Here is a 19,336-nt window from a genome sequence, read left to right as displayed (position 1 = left end):
GCTTAGTTCCCCTGCCCTGTTGCCGCCGGCCACCGGGCGGCGAATTGCGCGCCACCCAGCGCGGAGTCTCCAACCTCGATTGTCCCACCTCTGCGCTGGATAATCCGCTGGACCAGGGCCAGCCCGATCCCATGGGGCTGCGTGCTTTGATCCTTGGCGCTGACTCCGCGAGTGAAGATGCGTTCGGCTTGCTCCGGGGGCACCCCGGGGCCGCTGTCCTCCACCCGTAGTTCGGCCTGCTGCCCGGCCAGCCGGACAAAGACCTCGACCCGGCCCCCGTCGCCGGCCGCCTCGATCGCGTTGCTGAGCAGATTGCCCAGCACGGTCAGCAGGTCGCCGTCGGCCCCGGCGCCCGCCGCGACCAGCGACTGCGCCGACACCTCGAAGGACACCCCATGTTCCCGGGCCACCGCGGCATTTGCCGAAAGCACCCCGGCCAACCCGGGGTCCGGAAGTTCCACCGCGGTGCGCTCCTGCGGACCGGCGATCCGGGTTATGTATTCCTGCGCTTTCTGGTGCGCGCCGACGGACAGGTAGCCGGAGAGCACATGCAGCCGGTTGGCGAACTCGTGGGTCTGCGCGCGCAGGGCATCGGCCAGTCCGCGCTGGCCGGCCAGCTCGCGCAGCGAAGCCTCCAGCGCGGTGCGGTCGCGCAGGGTCAGCGTATAACCTGCATCGGCCCGGGCAGCCCCGGCCACGGCATTGCGCCGCGAGACCACCAGCACCCGTTCGCCCACCAGCACCTGCCGGGCCCCTTCCTCGGGCATCGTGCCGAGCAGCGGGTCCAGCACCTCCTCGGCGATGCGGCCCACCACCGATTCGCGCAATCCGAGCAGCGTCTCGGCCTCCCCGTTGCACAGGGTGATCCGCCCCGCGGGTCCCACGCCGAGCACCCCGTCGCTCACCGCGTAGAGCAGCGCATTCTGCGACTGGAGCAGGCCCGGGACCTCATCTGGCTCCACCCCGAAGATGCGGCGGCGAATGGCTCGCGCCGCGGACAGGCTGAGCAGCGTGCCCAGGCCGGCGGCGCCCAGAATCCACGGGGCGAAGCCCACCACGATGGAGTTCAGCTGGGCACGCACCTCGCTTTGCAGGATCCCCACGGAGATCGTGCCGATGATCTGGCCGTCGGCGCGGATCGGCGCCTTCACCCGCAGGGTGGGGCCCAGCGTTCCGGATTCGATCCCGGAAAAGCTCTCCCCCTGGCGCATCAGCGAATGATCGGTGGACACCGGCCGGCCGATCTGCTCCGGGTCCGGGTGCGAAAGGCGGATGTTATCCAGCCCCACCACCACGACGTAGTCCACCCCGGACACCTCGCGGGCCAGCTGGGCGATCGGCGCGATAACCCGTGCGGCGTCCTCGGTGTTCAGCGCGGCGATCACCGCCGGCTCGTTGCCCACATGGCTGGCCACCGTGCCGACCCGCGCATAGGCCTGGTCCTGCACCCGCTGGTCCTCGACCACCATCACCGCGACCGCCACCGCGAGCACGACGGCCAGGACGATGACCACCTGCAGCCCGGCCAGCTGCAGGCGCAATCGACGGCGGCGCGGTAGCGGGGTCGCGGTGGGTCTCATTACCTGCCTTCCGGCGTTAACTTTATTTTTCTTATGGCACCTATGACCCAAACCACGTTTTCGATAGTGGTTTGGATCACTGCATGGGATCGTAGCTAAGACGCTTCCGGCCTGCCGGAATCCCCCTCATCACTCGAACCCTACGGATAGCTATGAGCAAACTCAATTTTAAGAACGTGGCCTTCCTGGTCGCCAGCGTTCTGATCGCCACGCTCGCGCTGGTGACCTCGGCCGCCTCGGGCGGCGAGAACACGGTGCGCGCGAAACTCGTGATCATGGCCCCGGCCTCTCCCGGCGGCGGCTGGGACGGCTTTGCCCGCGAAGCACAGCAGGCCATCAAATCCGATGGCATCAGCAACAACGTGCAGGTGGTCAACGTCCCCGGTGCCGGCGGCACCATCGGGCTGAGCCAGTTCGCGCAGATGACCGGCCGCTCGGACATGCTGATGGTCACCGGCGGGGTGATGATCGGCGCGATCGAACTCGCCGATTCGGGCACCTCGCTGGAAGACGTCACCCCGATTGCCCGGCTGGCCGATGACTATGCGGTGATCGTGGTCCCCGGCGACTCCGAGCTGGAGACCCTGGCGGACTTCGTTGAAGCCTGGAAGAAAGACCCGGGCGGAACCTCCATTGCCGGTGGTTCGCTCGGCGGCATCGACCACCTGCTGATGGGCATGGCCGCCCGCGAGGTGGGCATCGACCCGCAGCTGGTCAATTACATTCCCTACTCCGGCGGCGGCGAGGCGATCACCTCGGTGCTTTCGGGCACCACCAGCGCGGCCGTTTCCGGCTACAACGAGCTCTCCGACCAGATCGAGACCGGAAGCCTGCGCGCCCTGGCGATCTCCTCCGAAGAGCGCCTGCCCGGCGTGGATGTGCCGACCTTCAAGGAGGCCGGGGTCGACGCGGCCATGGCCAATTGGCGCGGCTACGTCGCCGCCCCGGGCATAACCGCCGAGCAGAAGGCCGAACTGCAGCAGATCGTGGCCGAATTCCATGCCACGGAGCAGTGGAAGGACGCCGTGGCCCGGAATAACTGGACCGACAGCTACATGGTCGGCGATGAGCTCGACGCATTCATCGACGCGGAGATCGCCACGACCACGGATCTCGTGGAAGGACTCGGACTATGAGCACCACCCAGAGCAGAGAAACCACCGAAGACACCGTACGCATTACCGGTTTCTTCTCGGGCCGCAGCGAGCTGGTGGTTACCGCGCTGCTGCTGGCCCTGGCCGTCGCACTGACCATCGGCACGGCCTCCATGAACGTCATGGGCGATACCGTGCCCGGTCCGCAGTTCTTCCCCTGGATCATCTGCATCGTGCTCTATGCGCTGACGGTGCTGCATGGCCTTTCCGTGCTGCGCACCCGGCGTTTCCCGCAGGGCACCGACAGCGGCAACCCCGATTTCTCCGCCGAAATGCTGGCCGAATTGGGCGACACCCAGCGCACCGAGGTGCTCGGGGCCAGCGCACAGCGTCCGCGCCGCACCGGCCGGGTGCGCCTGTACTCGGATTGGGCCACGGTCGCCTGGATCGTCGGCGGCATCGCCTGCTTCATCCTCGTGCTTCCGGTGCTGGGCTGGATTATTTCCGCGGCCGGATTGTTCTGGGCCATCTGCAAGGCGCTGGGCAGCACCCGCCCGATTTTCGACATCGGGGTCGCCGCCATGGTTTCCTCGATCAGCTATTTGGCGTTCGGCCTCGGGTTGGGCCTCAGCCTGCCCGCCGGGCTCCTGGGAGGTTTGCTCTAAATGGATCAGCTCAGTCACTTAATGGCGGGTTTCGCCGGCGCGTTGACGCTCGTGAACCTCATGTGGGTGCTCATCGGCGCCTTGCTGGGCACCGCGGTCGGCGTGCTGCCGGGCCTCGGCTCCTCGATGGCCGTCGCCCTGCTGCTGCCGGTCACCTTCAGCCTGGACCCCACGGCCGCGTTCATCATGTTCGCCGGAGTCTACTTCGGCGGGATGTTCGGCGATTCCACGGCCGGAATTCTGCTCAATACGCCCGGGGCCTCCTCGGCCATCGCCACCACCTTCGAGGGCCACAAGATGGCCAAGAGCGGGCAGGCGGCCCGGGCCTTGGCCACCGCCGCGATGGGCGCCTTCATCGGCGGGCTGATCGCCACCACGCTGGTGGTGTTCTTCGCCCCCTCGCTGGTGAAACTGGCGACCGCCTTCGGCCCGGCCGAATACTTCGCCTTGGCCGTCTTCGCCTTCGTCGCCATCTCCTCGGTGGTCTCCGAATCGATCATCAAGGGCCTGGGCGCGCTGTCCATCGGCCTGGTCCTGGCGCTGATCGGGGTGGATGGAATCTCCGGCTCCGTGCGCTTCACCGGCGGCCTGCCGCAGCTCTTTGACGGGCTGTCCATCGTGGTCATCACCGTGGGCCTGCTGGCCCTGGGTGAAGTCATCCATGTGGCCTCGCGGATCCACCGCGACCCCAGCGCCCTGCGGATCCCGGCCAGCGGCCGGATCAGGCTCAGCGGCGCGGACTTCCGCAAGGCCCTGCCGGCCTGGCTGCGCGGCACCGCCTTCGGCGTTCCCTTCGGCGTCATCCCGGCCGGCGGCGCGGAGATCCCGACCTTCCTTGCCTACGGCACCGAGAAGCGCTTGGCCGCCAAGCGGAAGGATCCGGAGTTCGGAACCACCGGTTCCATCAACGGCGTGGCCGCCCCGGAGGCCGCCGGAAACGCGACCGCCGGCATGGCCATGGGCGCCCTGCTGGCCCTGGGGCTTCCGGTCTCGGCGACCGCGGCGCTGATGATCGCCGCGTTCCAGCAGTACGGCATGCAGCCAGGCCCGCTGCTCTTCGAACGCTCGGGCGACATGGTCTGGACCCTGCTCGCCTCGCTCTTCGTGGGCTTGGTGATGCTGCTGATCATCAACATGCAATTTGCCGGGCTTTGGGCCAAGCTGCTGCTGGTGCCACGGCACTACCTGTATGCAGGAATTACCGTGCTCTCCATGCTGGGCGTCTATGCGGTGAGCTCCTCGGTGATCGACCTTTGGTTCCTGCTGGCCATCGGCATCCTCGGCTTCATCATGCGCCGCTACCAGTTCCCGGTAGCCCCGGTGCTGATCGCCGTGATCCTCGGGCCGCTGGCCGAAACCTCCCTGCGCCGGGCGCTGACCGTGTCCGAGGGCGACCTGGGCTACCTGGTCTCCTCGCCGACCACGATCATCATGTATCTTCTGCTGATCGCCGCGGTGGCGCTGACCATGGTCAAGCATGCGGCGAGCCGTCGCAAGCTGCGCTCCGAGGCGATGGTCCTGCAGGATTCGTAGACCGACTGACTCCATCAGCTAAGGGCCGCGGGCCGGGACAATCTTGGGATTGTCCCGGCCCGAGGCCTTGCAGTTCTAGAGCACAACTCAATAACTACGAGCTCACAAATGCCTGCTGCCCACGGATTTCTATCCGTGGGCAGCAGGCATTTTGCGTCGAGTTGCAGGAGCTCGGTTGCTAGTTCGTGTGCAGGCTCTTGTTGCCGTAGTGCACCGCGAAGAACAAGCCAAGGCCCACGAAGAGGTGAATGATGCTTAAGGTGAGCGCGGTAGCGATGTCGCCGGCGGCCATGATTGGCAAGATGATCGAAACAACCGCAACGACCAGACCCAACCACTGGGCGACCTTGCAGAATGCTGGCTTGGCGCGGCCGATAACAAAGACCACCGCACCGAGGACGAGGATCGGCAGCAAGGTGAAACCGTAGACCTGAGCGAAGCCAATGTGCTCACCGGTGTTCTCACCGAGCACCATGGTGGCTCCTGCGGAACTGCCAATGAAGTAGGTGATGACGTTGAGGAAGCCAGTACCAGCGGCGGCAATCAGGACCTGAACGAAGTTAAACGGGCTTTTGGGTTGAGTCTCAGCGTTCATGAGCCGGAGCGCTCCTCTAAATAGTTGATTTTATCCAACTAAGTCTAGAACCTGACCCGCGTTCCGCGCGTCTCACTTGCCAGTGAAATCCGCAACACCCATGCGCCGGCGAAAAGCCAAAGGGGGCTACAGCCTTACGCGCAGCCCTCAGCTCGGGCCGAGCACCAAGATCATTCCGAACACGCCGATGGCGATCAGCACCAGGGTGGTCATGAGCACCGCGACGATATCCGGCCTGACCCGCTCGGATTTCACGCCGAGGGCCATGCGCCGGTAGCGAGCGCGCTGCGAGGCAAAGATTCCCAGCGCCATGGTCGCGGAAATTGCGATCATCAACACGATACCCACGCCATAGTGCGGCAGCCAGCGCAAGAAGACGGCACTGACCACAAGGAATGACACCAGGGTACGGCTCCACGCAAATACCGTGCGCTCTGGCTGCAGCCCCGGGTCGGCGATCTGGATGGGCTCGCGCATCAGGCTCGCGAACCGACAATCATCGCCACGGCCGCGATGGAAGCGGCCACTGCGCCGAAGCCCAGGAGCGGAACGATGGCAGGTATCGGCAGCGGGCGTCCGGTGCGCATGCTGCGCTCCACGCGGACCCAGCGGACCGCGGCACCTGCGGCAATCAGAATTCCCACGCCGATGATCAGCACCGCGAGCCAAGTGCGCAGCGGCGAGGGGAAAGCCTCGGCGGCGAAGGCCTCAAGCGCGGTACCACCGGCAAGGAATGCCAGTGAGGTGCGGATCCACGCCAGGAAGGTGCGTTCGTTGGCTAGCGTAAACCGGGGATCCGGCTCCGCGCCATGAGGCAGGACCCAGCGCGAGAGGCGGCTTCGTTCGTGATCAGACATGCCACTCCTACAGGTACGTGTTGCTTCCACTCAGTACATCATGCGCAATGCTCCCTCATCGCCTGAGGATGCTTCGCGTCGCGTTGAAGTCTACAGACCCATTCATAAGTAAAACCATTGTTAATGGTAGATAAAAACAGTTTTACGAATGTGAGCCAGCGCATAAGAATGGTTGGTAGATACTAGAACAACGAAAGGTCGCAGAGACATGGCCTCCACCAATTTGAATCCCCACGTCGTCACCCTCGGCACCGCAGGCGGTCCACGCTGGTGGACCGGCGAGCACGCCGGCGAGCGGGCAGGAATCTCCACCGCGGTAGTCGTCGGTGACAGCGTCTACCTCGTAGATGCCGGCACCGGCGTGGGAAACCAGCTGATGAAGGCGGGCTACAGCCCGGCGAACCTGCGCGGCATCTTCCTCACCCACCTGCACTCCGACCACAGCATCGACCTGGCCTCGCTAGCCATCTTCGGGCTGTTCACGCTGCCCGCCGATAAGGAACCCATCGCCATTGTCGGCCCCGGCGAGCGCGGCGCCTTGCCACCGGCCTCCCCGAGGGCGAGCGTTCCGCCGCAGGCGCTCTACCCGCAGAATCCGACGCCGGGCACCGCCTCGATGTTCGATCATCTGATGCAGGCCTACGCAACGGACCTCAACGACCGGGTGATCAACGCCTTGCGGCCCTCCCCGCTGGATCACTTCTCGGCCCAAGACATCCAGATTCCTGCGGGCACCGGTTATCACCCGAATGAGAACCCGACGCCGGAGGCATTCAAGCCATTCGTGATCTACCAAGATGAATTGGTGACGGTGAGCGCCACGCTGGTGAAGCATCCGCCGATAGCGCCGGCCTTCGCGTTCCGCTTCGACACCAGCGAAGGCTCGGTCACCATTTCCGGAGACACCTCGCCTTGCCAGAACCTTGTCACGCTGGCCCGGGACACGGACCTGCTGCTGCATGAAGCCATCGATTTCGAATGGGTCCAGCGCACCTACGGTTCGATTGGAACGCTGGAATCCCAAGCCTCCATGGACCATCACCGACGGGCCCACACCTCGGCCGAACAGGCCATCGAGATCGCGGCCCAAGCCGGGGCACGCACCCTGGCCCTGCACCACCTGGTGCCGGGCACGACCCCGCTATCCGTCTGGCATTCGCACGCCGATAAGTTCTCCGGTACCTACTTGGTCCCCGACGACCTGGATAAAATATCCTTCTCCCGCATCCACAGTGAAATGGCGGCATCCCGATGAGCAATGCAGTGAAGCCACAAAACCAGCCGACGGGCGATGGTGAGCTCAAAGTTCCCTCGCTCAATTCCCCGCAGATGCGTCGCATCCTCGCCTCGAGCTTCATTGGAAGCGCGATCGAGTTCTACGACTTCATCCTCTACGCCACGGCCGCCTCGCTGGTCTTCAACAAGGTGTTCTTCATCGGGCTCACCCCCGGCGTGGCGCTCTTCGCCTCCTTCTCCACTCTTGCCGTTGGCTACCTGGCCCGCCCGCTGGGCGGAATCGTCTTCGGCCACTTCGGCGACAAGGTGGGCCGCAAGGGCGTGCTGATCACCTCGATGGCAATGATGGGCGGCGCATCGACGCTGATCGGCCTGCTGCCTCCGGCCGCTCAAATCGGCATGATCGCGCCGATCGCGTTGATCACGCTGCGCATCGTCCAGGGCCTGGCCGTGGGCGGCGAATGGGGAGGCGCCATGCTGATGGCGCTGGAGCACGCCCCGAAGGAACGCCGCGGCTTCGCCGCGAGCTTCGCGAATATGGGTGGACCGGCCGGTGCGGTGCTGGCGACCCTCGCAGTTTCCGCGGTCTCCATCCTGCCCGATGACCAGTTCCTGGCTTGGGGCTGGCGAATCCCGTTCCTGATCAGCATCGCGCTGGTAGGCATCGGCCTGATCATCCGGCTCAAGGTTGCCGAGTCCCCGCTCTTCCTCGCCTTGGAAGGCAAAGCCGAAGAACGCAAAACCCCTTTCCTGGAGGTCATCACCAAGTACCCCGGTTCGGTGATCCGCGGAACGCTGGTCGGCATGAGCTCCTACACGGTGCAGGGCCTGATGACCGTCTGGGCCGTCGCCTATGTGGTTGAAGAGGTCGGCATGGACCGCACGGCCGTGCTGAATGTGAAGGCCATCGGCGCTACGCTGACCGTTATCGGCATCTGGTTCGCCGCCCGCTACTCCGACAAGCTCGGTCGCCGCCCGGTCATGATGGTTGGCATCGCCGCCGGCGCGGTAATGGCCCTGCCGATCATGTGGATGCTGGAAATGGGCGAGCTGTGGCTCTTCGCCATCGCCCTGTTCATCGCCAACGGCATCATCCAGGCCACGATCTTCGGACCCTTCGGCGCTTTCACCGCCGAGCTGTTCCCCACCCGGATCCGCTATACCGGCGCTTCGCTGGTGTACCAGCTCTCCTCCACCGTGGGGGCAGGCTTCACCCCGATGATCGTTACCGGCTTGGTGCTACTCGGTGGCGGAACGCTGTGGATCGCCGGCGCCGTCTGGGCGGGCGCATTCATTGTCGCCGGGCTTGCCATACGTGGGGTGAAAGAGGGCCGCGAGGCGGATCTCGAAGCGGAGAACCTGTAGCCTCGCTGAACAGATCCAGGGTTGGCTGGAGTCGCAAAGACTCTAGCCAGCCCTGTTTTCTTTTTCGGCTCCAACCTCTTCACAGAAGTCGAGGAATGCGCGCAGCCGCAGGCTCGGACGGTTTGATGCAGTATAGGCGACACAAATATCGCTCTCGCCGACCGGACCCTCAATTTCCAGGATCGCCAGCGGCAGTCCGTCATAGCTGAGATTGACCGGGGGCCGCTGCACCAGCACCGTGTAGCCCAAACCCCGGGCAACCAAACCGCGCACGGCCTCGAAGCTCTGCGAACTCCAACGCACCTTGGGATCCAGGCCCGACATCCGCAGATTCACCAGCTGGTTATCGCGCACCGTCGGAATGTCCAGGGACACGAAATCGTCTCCCGCCAATTCCGACAGCGCCACACTGCCTCGCTTGGCCAGACGGTGGTTGCCTCCGACCAGGACATATGGCCGCCCCGACATGACGCGGCGCCACCCCACGTGCGGCAGGAGATGCCGAGTGTGCGTGAGCACCGCATCCAGATGCCCCTGCAGCATCCGCTCCTGCAGCTCGGCGCCATCTCCCTCGAGGAGGGTCACCTGCAGGTCCGGGTGCACGTTGGTGAAGCGTTCGCAGATCACCGGAATCCAGAAGGCCGCCAGCGAGGAGTAGCAGCCGATGACCAGCGGTCCGGAGAGCTTGGTTTGGCGTTCCACGATTTGATCCTGCACCTCTTCGGCATGGCGCACCAGCTGCTTGGCATCGTGGAGGAAGTCCGTACCTACCGCGGTGAGGACCACGCCGCGCGCCCGGCGCCGCACCAGCAGCTGCGATCCCACCACCCGTTCAAGTTCGTCCATCGCCTGCGACATGGCGGCCTGCGAAATATGGCAGGCGCCGGCGGCCGCGGAGATGGACCCGGTTTCGGCGACGGCGACAAAATACTGTATTTGACGCAGGGTGTAGTTGATCACCCACTCAGTCTAGCCAGCGGCCTAAAACCCACCGAAGCGGATTCCATGAAGCATGCTGCGCACAGCCGTTCGGAACAACCTGGTCGGAGGCGCCTTGGAGCGGACACCTACAATCGAGATGCCCGTTATCTTCAGGCATGCCCGCTTATTGAAGAGGATATAAGTTGCCGCGATGCAGAACTTTCAGAAATACGCTGAGGATCCTCTTCGGGAGGGGAGCAGCCCAGCCCCTATCCCGAGCTGGACTTCATCGAACCGATCATCGCGGTCGTGGCAGACGAGCGCCAGCGCTACAAGCTCGAACAAGAGCTTTCAAGCATCGAGGTCAGCTGGGAGACCCGCGGAGTTTTCGACTGCGGCGAGCATCGGATTGCCGCTGGAGATGTCCTCTACCTCGCGCATTCATTTCTGGCACCATATGCCACGGATTCTGCAGGGAACATGCGCTACGGAATCATGCAATCGCCGAGTCCGAGCGCCGCCTACTATCGGAAGGACACCGCGGACCGCGAGTTACCAGTGCTTTATCTGCAGCGAGTTGTTGTGGGCGAGGTGCATCCAGGGGGTACCGGCGAGCTGCTCGGTGATTGTTGCGCTACACGCTGCAGGCCCGGCGCTCAAGATGAGGGCTGGGCCTGCCCGCTCTGTGGATGCTACTTCGAGGCGCCGATGGCCCAAACCCGCGGCAGCTCGGTGCCGTTGACCGCCAGGTCGCCGATCAGCCGGGCCTTGAACACCCACGGGTTGTGGTTGCCGGCGGTGCGGGCATTGCGCCAGTGCCGATCCAGGTTCTTCGAAACGCTGGTGGCCGAAGCGGCCAGCGCGTCGAAGGCGTGGGTGATCGCGTTGAGCACCAGCGGGGTGAGCACCACCTGGGCCTGCGCACTGGCCAGCTCGGCCGCATCATTGGCCGCCTCGTCTTCCTCCGCCGTCGCCTCGCCCTCGTGCAGCGCCAGCGCGGTTTCATAGGCTCCCTGCAGGGACTGCGACACGCGTTCCACGGTTCCGGCCGCCGCGAACGCAGCCGCCGACACCTCGCCGATGACCTGCAGCAGCTGCGGATCTTCGGCGGCCACGTTGGCGGCGCCGTGGCTGAAGGTGCGCTTGCGGGCCTTCTGCTCGGCGGCGAAGTCGCGTTCGGCGGCCTTGGCGGACCCGGCCAGCACCACCAGCAGCACCTGCTGGTAGAAGGCGGTCTGGTACTTGAAGCGGGTGTCGAAGTCGATCAGGTCCTCCTCGGCGACGACCGCGTCGGTGAAGGTGGAGGTTCCGGTGCCGGTGGTGCGCTGTCCGAAGCCGTCCCAGTCATCGGCCAGCACCACGCCGGGCTGGTGCCGGTTGACCGCGGCGATCACGCGCTTGCCGGTATCGGTGCGCTCGGCGTAGGTATCCAGCCAGTCGGCGAAGATCGAGCCGGTGGAATAGTACTTGGTGCCGTTGACCAGGAACCCTCCCTCGCCATCCGGGGTGACCTTGGTGATCACCTCGCCCACCTTCACGGTGCCGATCTCGGTCCAGGAATTCCCCACCAGCTCCCCGGCGGCAAAGCGGGCCAGCCACTTGTCGCGCCCCGGCCCCGGGGCGGCTACCAGGCGGTCTTCGACGAAGGCGAAGTGGGCGCGCAAGGCCTGGGCGATGCTGGAGTCCGCGGCGGCCAGCTCCACGAGCAATTCGAAGAGCTCGGCCAAGGTGGCCCCTGCCCCGCCGTGGGAGACCGGGACACGCAATGCGCCGAAGCCGGCGGCGGCCAGCTCGGCCACCTGCTGGTGCGGCAGTTCTCCGCTGCGGTCGCGTTCGGCGGCGCCGGCGGCGATCTTTTCAAAGTGCGGGGCGAAGCGGGTTTTCAATTCAGCCAGGCGGTTGGCGGTGGCAAGTACGGTCATCAGTTCGGTCCAATCCGTGGGTGCGGTTGAGGTTTAGGTGTAGAGCGAGAGCGGCTGGGTTTCCCCGCGCAGGAAGTACGCGCCGACCTCGATTTTCTTGTAGTCCACCGGGTCGTGCAGCGAGTGGGTGCGCACATTGCGCCAGAACAGATCCAGGCCCACATCATTCTGCGTAGAGGAGGAACCGGTGACCTCGAAGATGCGGTTGGCGACCTCCACGCCGATCTCGGTGGAGACCACCTTGGCCTCGGCGATTTCCACCGCCAGCGCCGCGCGTTCAGGCTGGGTGACATTCCCCGCCTTGGCCAGCAGCGCATCGAATTTGCGGCCGAGCTTCTCGGCCAGGGCGGCCACCGCGGCGGTGCGCGCCTTCAGCTCGCCCACGGTGCGCTGGAAGACGACGTCCTGGGAGTAGGTCTCCGCCGCCGAGAGGAACCAGGCGTTCTTGCGGCCCAGCAGGATTTGCTTGCCGCGGGCCAACGCGCCCTCGGCGATGCCCAGGTAGAAGTTCGCGAAGGCCAGCTGGATCCCGGGGGTGAGCAGGGTGGAGACCGGCTCGTCGGTCACCGCCCCGAGCAGATCGGCGGCCTCGATGCGCACGTTGTGGTACTTCAGCGAGTTCGAGGCGCTCAAGCGCTGGCCCAGGTAGTCCCAGTCATCGACGATTTCCAGCCCTTCCCGGTTGCGCGGGAGGACGAAGGCCAACACTTCGCCGTGTCGCGGGCCTCCGGAGACCTCGGCGTTGACGACGATCACCTCGCCGACTCCGGAGCCGGTGGAGAAACGCTTGAAACCGTTCAGCCGGAAGCCATCGTCCTCCGCGGTGAGCGTCAGCTGCGGGTCCACCGGATTCACCGAATCGCCCCAGAGCCAGCCTCCGGCCACGGTCCGCTGCCACCACTCGGCCTGGGCTTCGGCCGGAGCGTAGAAGGCGATGCCGGACTGGTTGATGTAGTGGTAGGCCAGCAGCTGGGAGATGGACCCGTCGGCCGCGGCCAGGATGCGGATGGTTTCAAAAGCGGTGGCCCAGTGCGCTCCGGCTCCCCCGAATTCGGCCGGAACCAGCAGGTTCAGCAGCCCGGCCTCGCGCAGCAGCTGCACCTCGGCGAAGGGCTGCTCGTTTTTGCGGTCGCGCTCCAGCGCGTCCGCGGCCAGGGTGGCCGCGACCTGCTCGGCGATCTCGCGCCAGTGGGCGAGCTCGGCCTCGTCTGCGCTCCCGGTGTAGGGAACGCGGGGCAGTTGCGTGCTCAGTACGGTCATTTTCGTTCTCCCTTAGAGTCTTGCTCCGAAGGAAGCAGAAAGTTGCTTTCTGCTGATCCATCGAACCTGGCGTTAGCACTAGCTGCCGAATGCAGGCTTGCTGCGGCGTCGTCGAGCCAGGTCTCTCAGCCGCTCTGGATGGTTGGTACTTCGAGTGAAACACCGCGGCATGAGCGGATGGAAGGAGCACGTCATCCGACGGAATAGTCGGTCAGAAGTCGTCACAAAGCGAGATTTCCGGCGGACTTGGACCGCCCCGAAGGCGCTGGGACGCCGTCATACTTCTGGAGGTTACGTCATCGGCGATCGGAGAGCTTGATATCCGGATCCAGCATCAATCGACCGGGCACCTGTCAGGGGGATCTCGGTTTCTCAATTAGCCGACAGCGATAAGCGTCAGCGAATGCGGGGGTGGATCATGGATCCAGCGATCAGGCATCCCGGATGGCCGGATTGCCGGTCGTTGTTCCCATGCCCGTAATCCTTGCCCAGCAAGCCAATGGGGAAAGCTGGGCTGTGCTCGAAGTTGCAGCCTTGCCTTGCCTATTGCGGCCATCCCGCCAGTTAAACCAATAACCGCGCCATCCTCTGATGGCGCGGTTATTGGTTGATGCAGGCTTCTTGGATTTACTAGAGCAGGAATGCCCCGAGGATCCAGACGGTAGCAAATGCGGCGGTGCCCTGGATGGCGGTGGCCACGCTCAAGGTCTTGTAGGCCGTGATCACCGGGATGCGGCTGAGCTGGGAGACCACCCAGAAGTAGGAATCGTTGGCATGCGAGACGACCATCGCGCCGGCGCCAACTGCCAGGACACTGAGCACCATGCCCAGTTCGGAGTCCAGACCGAGGGATCCGAGCATCGGGGCGACCAGCGCCGAGGTGGTCACCATCGATACGGTGGATGAGCCCTGCGCCGACTTCAATGCCGCGGCGATCAGGAATGGCACAGCCAGTCCGAGACCCAAGCCGCTGAGCGAATCGGAGAGGATCGTGGTCAGCTCCGAGGCTGCCAGCACAGCACCAAAGGCTGCGCCGGCACCGGTAATGAGCAGGATGGGCGCCGCGGTGCGCACGGCTTCGTGCATCTGCTCGTTGAAGTCGGCAAGCTTCTTATTGCCGTTCAGCAGCAAGGTCGCGGCGAGCAAACCGAAGATCAGCGCGATCACCGGGGTGCCGATGAAGGACAGTGCTTCCAGTGCGGCGCCTTCGCCGAAGGGATGCGATGGAAGCTTGGCGATCGATGCCGCGCAGATCAAGACCAGCGGAACGAGGATCGGCAGGAAGGCCAAGCCAGGGCTTGGCAGCTTGCCGAAGCTTGCACGCAGCTGCTCGTAATCTAGTTCGGAGATGTCGTTCTCATCCTCGGATGGCAGCGGAGTCCACGTGGACTTGTTGAAGCGGCTGGCATAGAACAGCCCGGCCATGGCCGAGACCACTGCCACCGGCAGGCCGATGGCGATGATCAATCCGAGGTTGTCGGCGATGCCGATGGACTCGGCGGCTGCCAGCGGTCCTGGGGTCGGCGGGACCATGGTGTGGGTGGCATACAGGCCGGTCATCAAGGCAATGGAGGTGGCCAGCGTGGAAACACCGGTGCGCAGGGTGATGGCCTTGCGCAGGGAGTTGAGCACCACGTAGCCCGAGTCGCAGAAGACCGGTATGGAAACGATGTAGCCGATGAGCGACAGCGTCAGGTTGGGGAATCTGGTGCCCAGCAGCTTGATCAGCGCATCGGCCATGGAGATCGCGGCCCCGGAACGCTCCAGGATGATGCCGATCATCGTGCCGAAGAGGATTACGAGGCCAATATTGCCCATGGTGCTGCCAAAGGCGGTGGTCACCGTGGAGGCGACCTCGGCGATGGGGATCTTGTAGGCGAAGGCCGCGAGGATGGCCGCGCCGATGAGGGCGAGGAAGGGGCTGATTTTCCAGCGTGCGGTGACCAGCACAATGGCCACCACGAGGATCAGCAGAACGAGGAGTTCATACACGGCGAGTTGGCTCCTTTGCCAATATCTGTGGCCCCCAGCCCGAACCTGCAATGGCGCAGGCGGTCGTTCTGGGTGCGAGTTCCGGCCCGTTGCTGCCGCCCGCTATTCCGCCAGGTCAAGCTGCTCAGGCTTTTCCTGCGAAGGCTGTTTCGGCCGGGAGGACCGGTTCAGCGGGCGCTCAACTTCGAGCATCTTGCCAATACTAGGGACTGCGGACTCAATCGCCTATGGGCGCACGCCCATATTCTTATGCCGGAAATTCCTAGAATATGTGTTTCTGGTCTAGGGCTACCGCTGCGTAGATGGCATGCTGCAGCCGCACCGCCTGACCGGTGTGGCGGATGTCCACCCCGGCGATCAGGGCTATGCGCTCCAGACGCTGCACCAGGGTATTGCGGTGTATGTGCAGTTCGGTTGCGGCCTGAGTCATCGATGCTGCGGCTGTGACGACCAGCAACGTCTTCGCTTGCTCTTCGCTCAGGTCCCGGGCGGGCCTGGCAATATGGCTCAAGCTCTGCGCCGGTGTGCGCGCGATAGCGGTGGCGATTTCCGGGCTCCAGATCTCCCGGTTTCGTCGCTGGGGTATCAGCGCCGGGAGCGCCACGAGGGCACGGAGGGCTTCGGCTTCGGCCAGCAGGTGTCCGGCGCCTTCTGCCGGGGCGGAGGCAAGATAGCGCTCCGTTGCGCCTTGGTCTTCCTCGAAGGCCGGTTCGTTCGCCAGCCGGATCCGCCAGAACGCACCGGAGAGGTTGATCCAGGAAGTGCGCCGGCCCTCAACGGCCGGCACATCCAGCAATGGATCCTGCGCGCTGCGCGGGATCCATGCCTCCAGTTGCGTTGGTCCGCGCAGGCCGTGCGCTGCCAGGCTCCGGTCAATGGCTTCTGGCTCGGCCCATCCGGCCAGCAACGCGGAGATAATGTCCCGGGCTTCTGTTTCACGGCGGGTACTGCGCGAGTGCTCGCGTTCCTGGGTGAAGAGCAACTGCACGGTCAGTGCAATCAGATCGGCTAGCGGCTCGACCTCATGCGGGGCTCCGGTGACGCCGACGACCCCGCACAGCTGATTATCCAGTGTGAGCGGAACGTTGACCCCGGGCTGGGTTCCGGCGCTGCCATCGGCCTGGCTGACGCGGATGATCTGGTTGCGGCGGATCGCCTCGGCGCTGCCCTCGTGATGCGTTCCGATGCGGGCCGCATCGGTGGAAGCAATGATCACCCCGTGGGAATTCATGATATTGACATGGCGGTTAATCGTCGGCGCGATGGTGTCGACGACCTTTTGCGCCAGTGCGCTGCCTAGCCGGGGCTGCTCCTGTTCGCTCATGGTTTTATCCTAGCCGTCCGAGTAGCTGGGACCCTTTCCATACCCCAGCCGGACTGCTTGAAACCGCCAGATGGCATGTTCGCGTCCATGCCGGCTCCGGTATTCACGCGGAGATTGCCAGCCTGGATTTTCTTCGCAATCAGCAACGCCTCGGAGATGTCTCGGGTGAAAATGATCGAATTCAGCCCGCAGCCATTGCCGAAGGCTTGGCGCAGTACGACCGCGCGGGAATCTTCATCACTGAATTTTGTGTCCGAGAGCTCCGGCCCAATGATCTCTTCTTTTGACACCGACATTTCGGCTTCACATTGTTCAGGACGGTTGGCGGAACGAAGGGCCCTCCGCGCTCACCGGTTCTCCGCAGGTAACCAGTTCGGCACCTTCTGCGAGGCCCGCGGCCATGTACCCGAGCACGCATACATTCAGCACGTCTCATTATCACCGGTGGCAGCTTCAGCATCCAGGTAGTAGATGAAGACCGCCGCTGGGCAAGGAAGCCCTCGCTTAGATCGAACCCGCGGGCACGTGCACCTCATCGGGTTGCCACAGGGCAGGCCACTAGGACTCAACGCCATGCTAGGCATGCCCATGCACCAACGCAGCCTGCACGGGATTTGAAAGGGCCCCTCGAACGCCCGCCAGGGCGCTCCGTACTAAGCGGAACTTCATCAACAAGGTCGGCTGAACTTAGATGATTTGACCGCGCAGGAGATTCCGCTGGAAAAGATCAATGAGGACTACTGGGCACAGGAGAGCGGAGCGATCGCCAGGGGCGTGATCCGCTTCGAAAGCGCAGCATTTCAGCGAACTAGCTCGCAAGCCGCTCGCGCGCCATTCGGCTGGATCGGGCACCGCTGGCGTCCGGCTCTTGGGCAAGCACGGAATTCCATAGTTCATCCAGCGAGAGTCCAAGGACCCCCGCGATGGCGGCAATAGTTGAGAATGCGGGGGTGGCCACTCGCCCGGACTCGATCTTGCGTAGCGTCTCCGGGGAAATTCCCGCGTCAAAGGCAATGTCAACCATGGTCCGCTCGGCTCTTGCCCGGCGCAAGAGGGCGCCGAGGCGCTCGCCGCGTTCGAGTTCTTCAAAAGTGAGGGGCAATCTAACCATAAAACCAATTATAGTACCGGTATAGTATGGACGGTATTGTTATTGGTTTTATGAAAGGCTTCGCATGATCGAGATCCTGAATTCCCACGAAGCTGCCCGGGCTAAGGTCACCGGAGCTCTCGTGGGGCAGATCCTGCAAACCCTGCGGGACCGCAGCGTGGTGGGCACCAACCTTTTGGACATCAACGCTTGGGCCCGCGAGATGATCCTCGGAGCAGGCGCAGAATCCTGCTATGTCGATTACGCACCAGCTTTTGGGCGCGGACCATTCGGCCACTACATCTGCACCGCGGTCAACGATGCGGTGCTGCACGGATTACCCCACGACTACGCACTGGCCGACGGTGATTTACTGACCCTGGATCTTGCGATTTCCAAGGAAGGCATCGCCGCTGATGCTGCCATCAGCTTTATCGTGGGGCCGACCCAGGACACCGTAAGCACCCAGCTGATCCAAGCCACGGAACACGCGTTAGCTGCCGGAATTGATGCGGCCCGGCCAGGGGCCAAAATTGGCGATATTTCCTATGCCATCGGCACAGTCTTGCGCGAGGCCGGGTACTCGATCAATACCGAATACGGCGGCCACGGGATCGGCTCGACAATGCATCAGGAACCTCACATTTCGAACAACGGACGGCCCAACCGAGGCTATAAGTTGGTTCCCGGATTAATGCTCGCGCTGGAACCATGGGTTATGACAAACACCGCGAAGCTCATCACCGATCCCGATGGCTGGACCTTGCGAAGCGCAACGGGTTGCCGTACCGCGCATACCGAACACACGGTACTGATCACCGAGGGGGCGCCTCAAGTATTGACCCTGCCGCCCTCCTCCTAGGCCGGGCTTACTCGGCCTCGGCGCGCTCCTTGACGATTGCCTCGGCCACGCTGGCAACATCTGGCGCGAAAGCGTACAGCTTGCCTGCATCCTGGTGCACCCACCAACGTCCACAGAGCGCGGTGCTCTGCAATTCAGCGTCCGCCGGCCACCAGTCGGCTTCGAGGGTTCGGTAGGTCACGAAATCCTCTGGTGCCATGTCCTTGGTCCGCGAATCGGCGGCGTAGCCATTTTCCAGTTCCTTGGCGCTGGGAACGCCGGTGTTAGCCAGCGGCTCGCATTTGCCGCTTGGAAGTTCACCTGAGTAGTCCATGGTGAAAATTCGTTCGTGCCCGGTGCTGCGTTGCTCCAGGCGGACGTCGGTTCCACCATTGGGAGCCCAGCTGGGAAGCAACCCGGAAGCTACGCCTTCTGCGGAAGTCTTTGCGGTTTTGGAGGCCGACTGCTCATATTTGTCTTCGGTTAGCTGACTGACGTCACATCCGGTCAGCAGCAAAGTGGTCGGAATGGCTAGTGCTATCAAGGGAACAAGGTTTTTCTTCATCACAACACAAGCCTATGAAAGCCTGTGGCGCCACGTCCTCAGCGGACGGGTGTAACTGTGCGTACTCCAAGTCCACCCCTGGCATGAGATCTCTGGACTCGGCGGTGGATAAGCCTCGGACCGAACCACGCCCCCAGTAGCGGAGGACCATGGAGGCCTGCCCCAGGCCGAGGAACCGAGTAGTCGCCGGTTCGCTCACTGCACGGCCCCCGCAAGTAGAGCCGCATCCTGAGTTCCCAGCGCATTGACGATCGGCGGCGTGCGCCACACCCATCCCCTGCATGCAGAGCTGCTGGATGCTGCAGGCACGTGGATCGCAGTTTCGGTGGATTTGTTTTCAACGCAACACTGCGCACCGACTACGGCCAAAGATCAAGGATGCCCTGGATCCTACAGCCATTCCCCCTCGGGCAAGCTAGCCCAGGTATTTCATCGAGAGGCCAGTAATTAAGCGTCATTAACAAAGAAAAAGTGATCCTGAACTGCGAAAATAAAG

Annotated in this window: 17 protein-coding genes, 1 pseudogene and 1 riboswitch; of the genes and pseudogenes, 6 read left to right on the top strand and 12 right to left on the bottom strand. The window is 63.9% G+C overall.

Going from position 1 to position 19,336, the window contains the following annotated elements; all coding sequences use genetic code 11:
- Positions 1 to 2: 2 nt before the first annotated feature.
- Positions 3 to 1,580, bottom strand: coding sequence for an ATP-binding protein (locus CQ017_RS03380; RefSeq protein ID WP_105552534.1), 1,578 nt, complete (start codon positions 1,578 to 1,580; stop codon positions 3 to 5).
- 152 nt (positions 1,581 to 1,732) lie between these two features.
- Between CQ017_RS03380 and CQ017_RS03375 the strand changes: the two genes are divergently transcribed.
- The 3 genes from CQ017_RS03375 to CQ017_RS03365 are packed head-to-tail and all read left to right on the top strand — an operon-like array spanning position 1,733 to position 4,872.
- Entirely contained in the window at positions 1,733 to 2,716 is a 984-nt protein-coding gene (locus CQ017_RS03375) for a tripartite tricarboxylate transporter substrate binding protein (RefSeq protein ID WP_105552533.1), read from the top strand.
- A complete protein-coding gene (locus tag CQ017_RS03370) occupies positions 2,713 to 3,339 on the top strand; it encodes a tripartite tricarboxylate transporter TctB family protein (RefSeq protein WP_105552532.1) in 627 nt (208 codons plus the stop codon). The genes CQ017_RS03375 and CQ017_RS03370 overlap by 4 nt, the downstream gene beginning before the upstream one ends.
- Positions 3,340 to 4,872, top strand: a complete 1,533-nt coding sequence (locus CQ017_RS03365) for a tripartite tricarboxylate transporter permease (protein WP_105552531.1) — start codon at positions 3,340 to 3,342, stop codon at positions 4,870 to 4,872.
- 178 nt (positions 4,873 to 5,050) lie between these two features.
- On the opposite strand, the gene CQ017_RS03360 is transcribed toward CQ017_RS03365, so the two are convergent.
- The 3 genes from CQ017_RS03360 to CQ017_RS03350 all read right to left on the bottom strand — a co-directional run bounded on the left by CQ017_RS03360 (position 5,051) and on the right by CQ017_RS03350 (position 6,324).
- Entirely contained in the window at positions 5,051 to 5,467 is a 417-nt protein-coding gene (locus CQ017_RS03360) for a DUF6069 family protein (protein ID WP_105552530.1), read from the bottom strand.
- Between the two features lie 147 nt (positions 5,468 to 5,614).
- On the bottom strand, positions 5,615 to 5,944 hold the full coding sequence (locus CQ017_RS03355; protein ID WP_105552529.1) for a DUF202 domain-containing protein: 330 nt from the start codon (positions 5,942 to 5,944) through the stop codon (positions 5,615 to 5,617).
- On the bottom strand, positions 5,944 to 6,324 hold the full coding sequence (locus CQ017_RS03350; protein WP_105552528.1) for a YidH family protein: 381 nt from the start codon (positions 6,322 to 6,324) through the stop codon (positions 5,944 to 5,946). Before CQ017_RS03350 ends, CQ017_RS03355 begins: the two co-directional genes overlap by 1 nt.
- Before the next feature lie 208 nt (positions 6,325 to 6,532).
- On the opposite strand from CQ017_RS03350, the gene CQ017_RS03345 reads away from it, so the two are divergent.
- Both CQ017_RS03345 and CQ017_RS03340 read left to right on the top strand, forming a co-directional pair.
- Entirely contained in the window at positions 6,533 to 7,579 is a 1,047-nt protein-coding gene (locus CQ017_RS03345) for an MBL fold metallo-hydrolase (RefSeq protein ID WP_105552527.1), read from the top strand.
- The gene (locus tag CQ017_RS03340) at positions 7,576 to 8,925 is read left to right on the top strand and encodes an MFS transporter (protein WP_105552526.1); all 1,350 of its coding nucleotides are present in this window, start codon (positions 7,576 to 7,578) and stop codon (positions 8,923 to 8,925) included. Before CQ017_RS03345 ends, CQ017_RS03340 begins: the two co-directional genes overlap by 4 nt.
- A gap of 42 nt (positions 8,926 to 8,967) precedes the next feature.
- Here the strand turns inward: CQ017_RS03340 and CQ017_RS03335 are convergent, their stop codons facing one another.
- The 7 genes and pseudogenes from CQ017_RS03335 to CQ017_RS03305 all read right to left on the bottom strand — a co-directional run bounded on the left by CQ017_RS03335 (position 8,968) and on the right by CQ017_RS03305 (position 17,455).
- Positions 8,968 to 9,885, bottom strand: a complete 918-nt coding sequence (locus CQ017_RS03335) for a LysR substrate-binding domain-containing protein (RefSeq protein WP_105552525.1) — start codon at positions 9,883 to 9,885, stop codon at positions 8,968 to 8,970.
- 653 nt (positions 9,886 to 10,538) lie between these two features.
- Positions 10,539 to 11,768, bottom strand: coding sequence for an acyl-CoA dehydrogenase family protein (locus CQ017_RS03330; RefSeq protein ID WP_105552524.1), 1,230 nt, complete (start codon positions 11,766 to 11,768; stop codon positions 10,539 to 10,541).
- A gap of 33 nt (positions 11,769 to 11,801) precedes the next feature.
- The gene (locus CQ017_RS03325) at positions 11,802 to 13,028 is read right to left on the bottom strand and encodes an acyl-CoA dehydrogenase family protein (RefSeq protein WP_096257495.1); all 1,227 of its coding nucleotides are present in this window, start codon (positions 13,026 to 13,028) and stop codon (positions 11,802 to 11,804) included.
- A 54-nt stretch (positions 13,029 to 13,082) separates the two neighbouring features.
- Positions 13,083 to 13,173, bottom strand: a riboswitch (SAM riboswitch).
- Between the two features lie 485 nt (positions 13,174 to 13,658).
- The gene (locus CQ017_RS03320) at positions 13,659 to 15,020 is read right to left on the bottom strand and encodes a GntP family permease (protein WP_105552523.1); all 1,362 of its coding nucleotides are present in this window, start codon (positions 15,018 to 15,020) and stop codon (positions 13,659 to 13,661) included.
- 262 nt (positions 15,021 to 15,282) lie between these two features.
- The gene (locus CQ017_RS03315) at positions 15,283 to 16,344 is read right to left on the bottom strand and encodes a sugar diacid recognition domain-containing protein (protein ID WP_105552522.1); all 1,062 of its coding nucleotides are present in this window, start codon (positions 16,342 to 16,344) and stop codon (positions 15,283 to 15,285) included.
- Positions 16,341 to 16,643, bottom strand: a pseudogene (locus CQ017_RS03310) (aldehyde dehydrogenase family protein); the annotation flags it as partial. The pseudogene CQ017_RS03310 and the gene CQ017_RS03315, both read right to left, overlap by 4 nt.
- Before the next feature lie 509 nt (positions 16,644 to 17,152).
- Entirely contained in the window at positions 17,153 to 17,455 is a 303-nt protein-coding gene (locus CQ017_RS03305) for a helix-turn-helix domain-containing protein (protein ID WP_096257488.1), read from the bottom strand.
- A gap of 64 nt (positions 17,456 to 17,519) precedes the next feature.
- Between CQ017_RS03305 and map the strand changes: the two genes are divergently transcribed.
- Complete coding sequence (map, locus tag CQ017_RS03300) at positions 17,520 to 18,296, top strand: type I methionyl aminopeptidase (protein WP_105552520.1); 777 nt, start codon at positions 17,520 to 17,522, stop codon at positions 18,294 to 18,296.
- 7 nt (positions 18,297 to 18,303) lie between these two features.
- On the opposite strand, the gene CQ017_RS03295 is transcribed toward map, so the two are convergent.
- The gene (locus tag CQ017_RS03295) at positions 18,304 to 18,840 is read right to left on the bottom strand and encodes a hypothetical protein (RefSeq protein WP_105552519.1); all 537 of its coding nucleotides are present in this window, start codon (positions 18,838 to 18,840) and stop codon (positions 18,304 to 18,306) included.
- Between the last annotated feature and the right edge of the window lie 496 nt (positions 18,841 to 19,336).

Source organism: Arthrobacter sp. MYb224 (assembly GCF_002975455.1).
In the GTDB taxonomy this organism is placed as follows: domain Bacteria; phylum Actinomycetota; class Actinomycetes; order Actinomycetales; family Micrococcaceae; genus Glutamicibacter.
The sequence above is the reverse complement of the archived record's forward strand: the minus strand, read 5'-3'. Positions and strand labels throughout refer to the sequence as shown.

Excerpts from the sequence above, each read along its gene's own strand:
- CQ017_RS03305 (WP_096257488.1), bottom strand. The coding sequence starts at position 17,455 with ATGGTTAGATTGCCCCTCACTTTTGAAGAACTCGAACGCGGCGAGCGC.
- CQ017_RS03375 (WP_105552533.1), top strand. The coding sequence starts at position 1,733 with ATGAGCAAACTCAATTTTAAGAACGTGGCCTTCCTGGTCGCCAGCGTT.
- CQ017_RS03365 (WP_105552531.1), top strand. The coding sequence starts at position 3,340 with ATGGATCAGCTCAGTCACTTAATGGCGGGTTTCGCCGGCGCGTTGACG.
- CQ017_RS03380 (WP_105552534.1), bottom strand. The coding sequence starts at position 1,580 with ATGAGACCCACCGCGACCCCGCTACCGCGCCGCCGTCGATTGCGCCTG.
- CQ017_RS03370 (WP_105552532.1), top strand. The coding sequence starts at position 2,713 with ATGAGCACCACCCAGAGCAGAGAAACCACCGAAGACACCGTACGCATT.
- CQ017_RS03315 (WP_105552522.1), bottom strand. The coding sequence starts at position 16,344 with ATGAGCGAACAGGAGCAGCCCCGGCTAGGCAGCGCACTGGCGCAAAAG.
- CQ017_RS03340 (WP_105552526.1), top strand. The coding sequence starts at position 7,576 with ATGAGCAATGCAGTGAAGCCACAAAACCAGCCGACGGGCGATGGTGAG.
- CQ017_RS03350 (WP_105552528.1), bottom strand. The coding sequence starts at position 6,324 with ATGTCTGATCACGAACGAAGCCGCCTCTCGCGCTGGGTCCTGCCTCAT.
- CQ017_RS03360 (WP_105552530.1), bottom strand. The coding sequence starts at position 5,467 with ATGAACGCTGAGACTCAACCCAAAAGCCCGTTTAACTTCGTTCAGGTC.
- CQ017_RS03355 (WP_105552529.1), bottom strand. The coding sequence starts at position 5,944 with ATGCGCGAGCCCATCCAGATCGCCGACCCGGGGCTGCAGCCAGAGCGC.
- CQ017_RS03345 (WP_105552527.1), top strand. The coding sequence starts at position 6,533 with ATGGCCTCCACCAATTTGAATCCCCACGTCGTCACCCTCGGCACCGCA.
- map (WP_105552520.1), top strand. The coding sequence starts at position 17,520 with ATGATCGAGATCCTGAATTCCCACGAAGCTGCCCGGGCTAAGGTCACC.
- CQ017_RS03325 (WP_096257495.1), bottom strand. The coding sequence starts at position 13,028 with ATGACCGTACTGAGCACGCAACTGCCCCGCGTTCCCTACACCGGGAGC.
- CQ017_RS03330 (WP_105552524.1), bottom strand. The coding sequence starts at position 11,768 with ATGACCGTACTTGCCACCGCCAACCGCCTGGCTGAATTGAAAACCCGC.
- CQ017_RS03295 (WP_105552519.1), bottom strand. The coding sequence starts at position 18,840 with ATGAAGAAAAACCTTGTTCCCTTGATAGCACTAGCCATTCCGACCACT.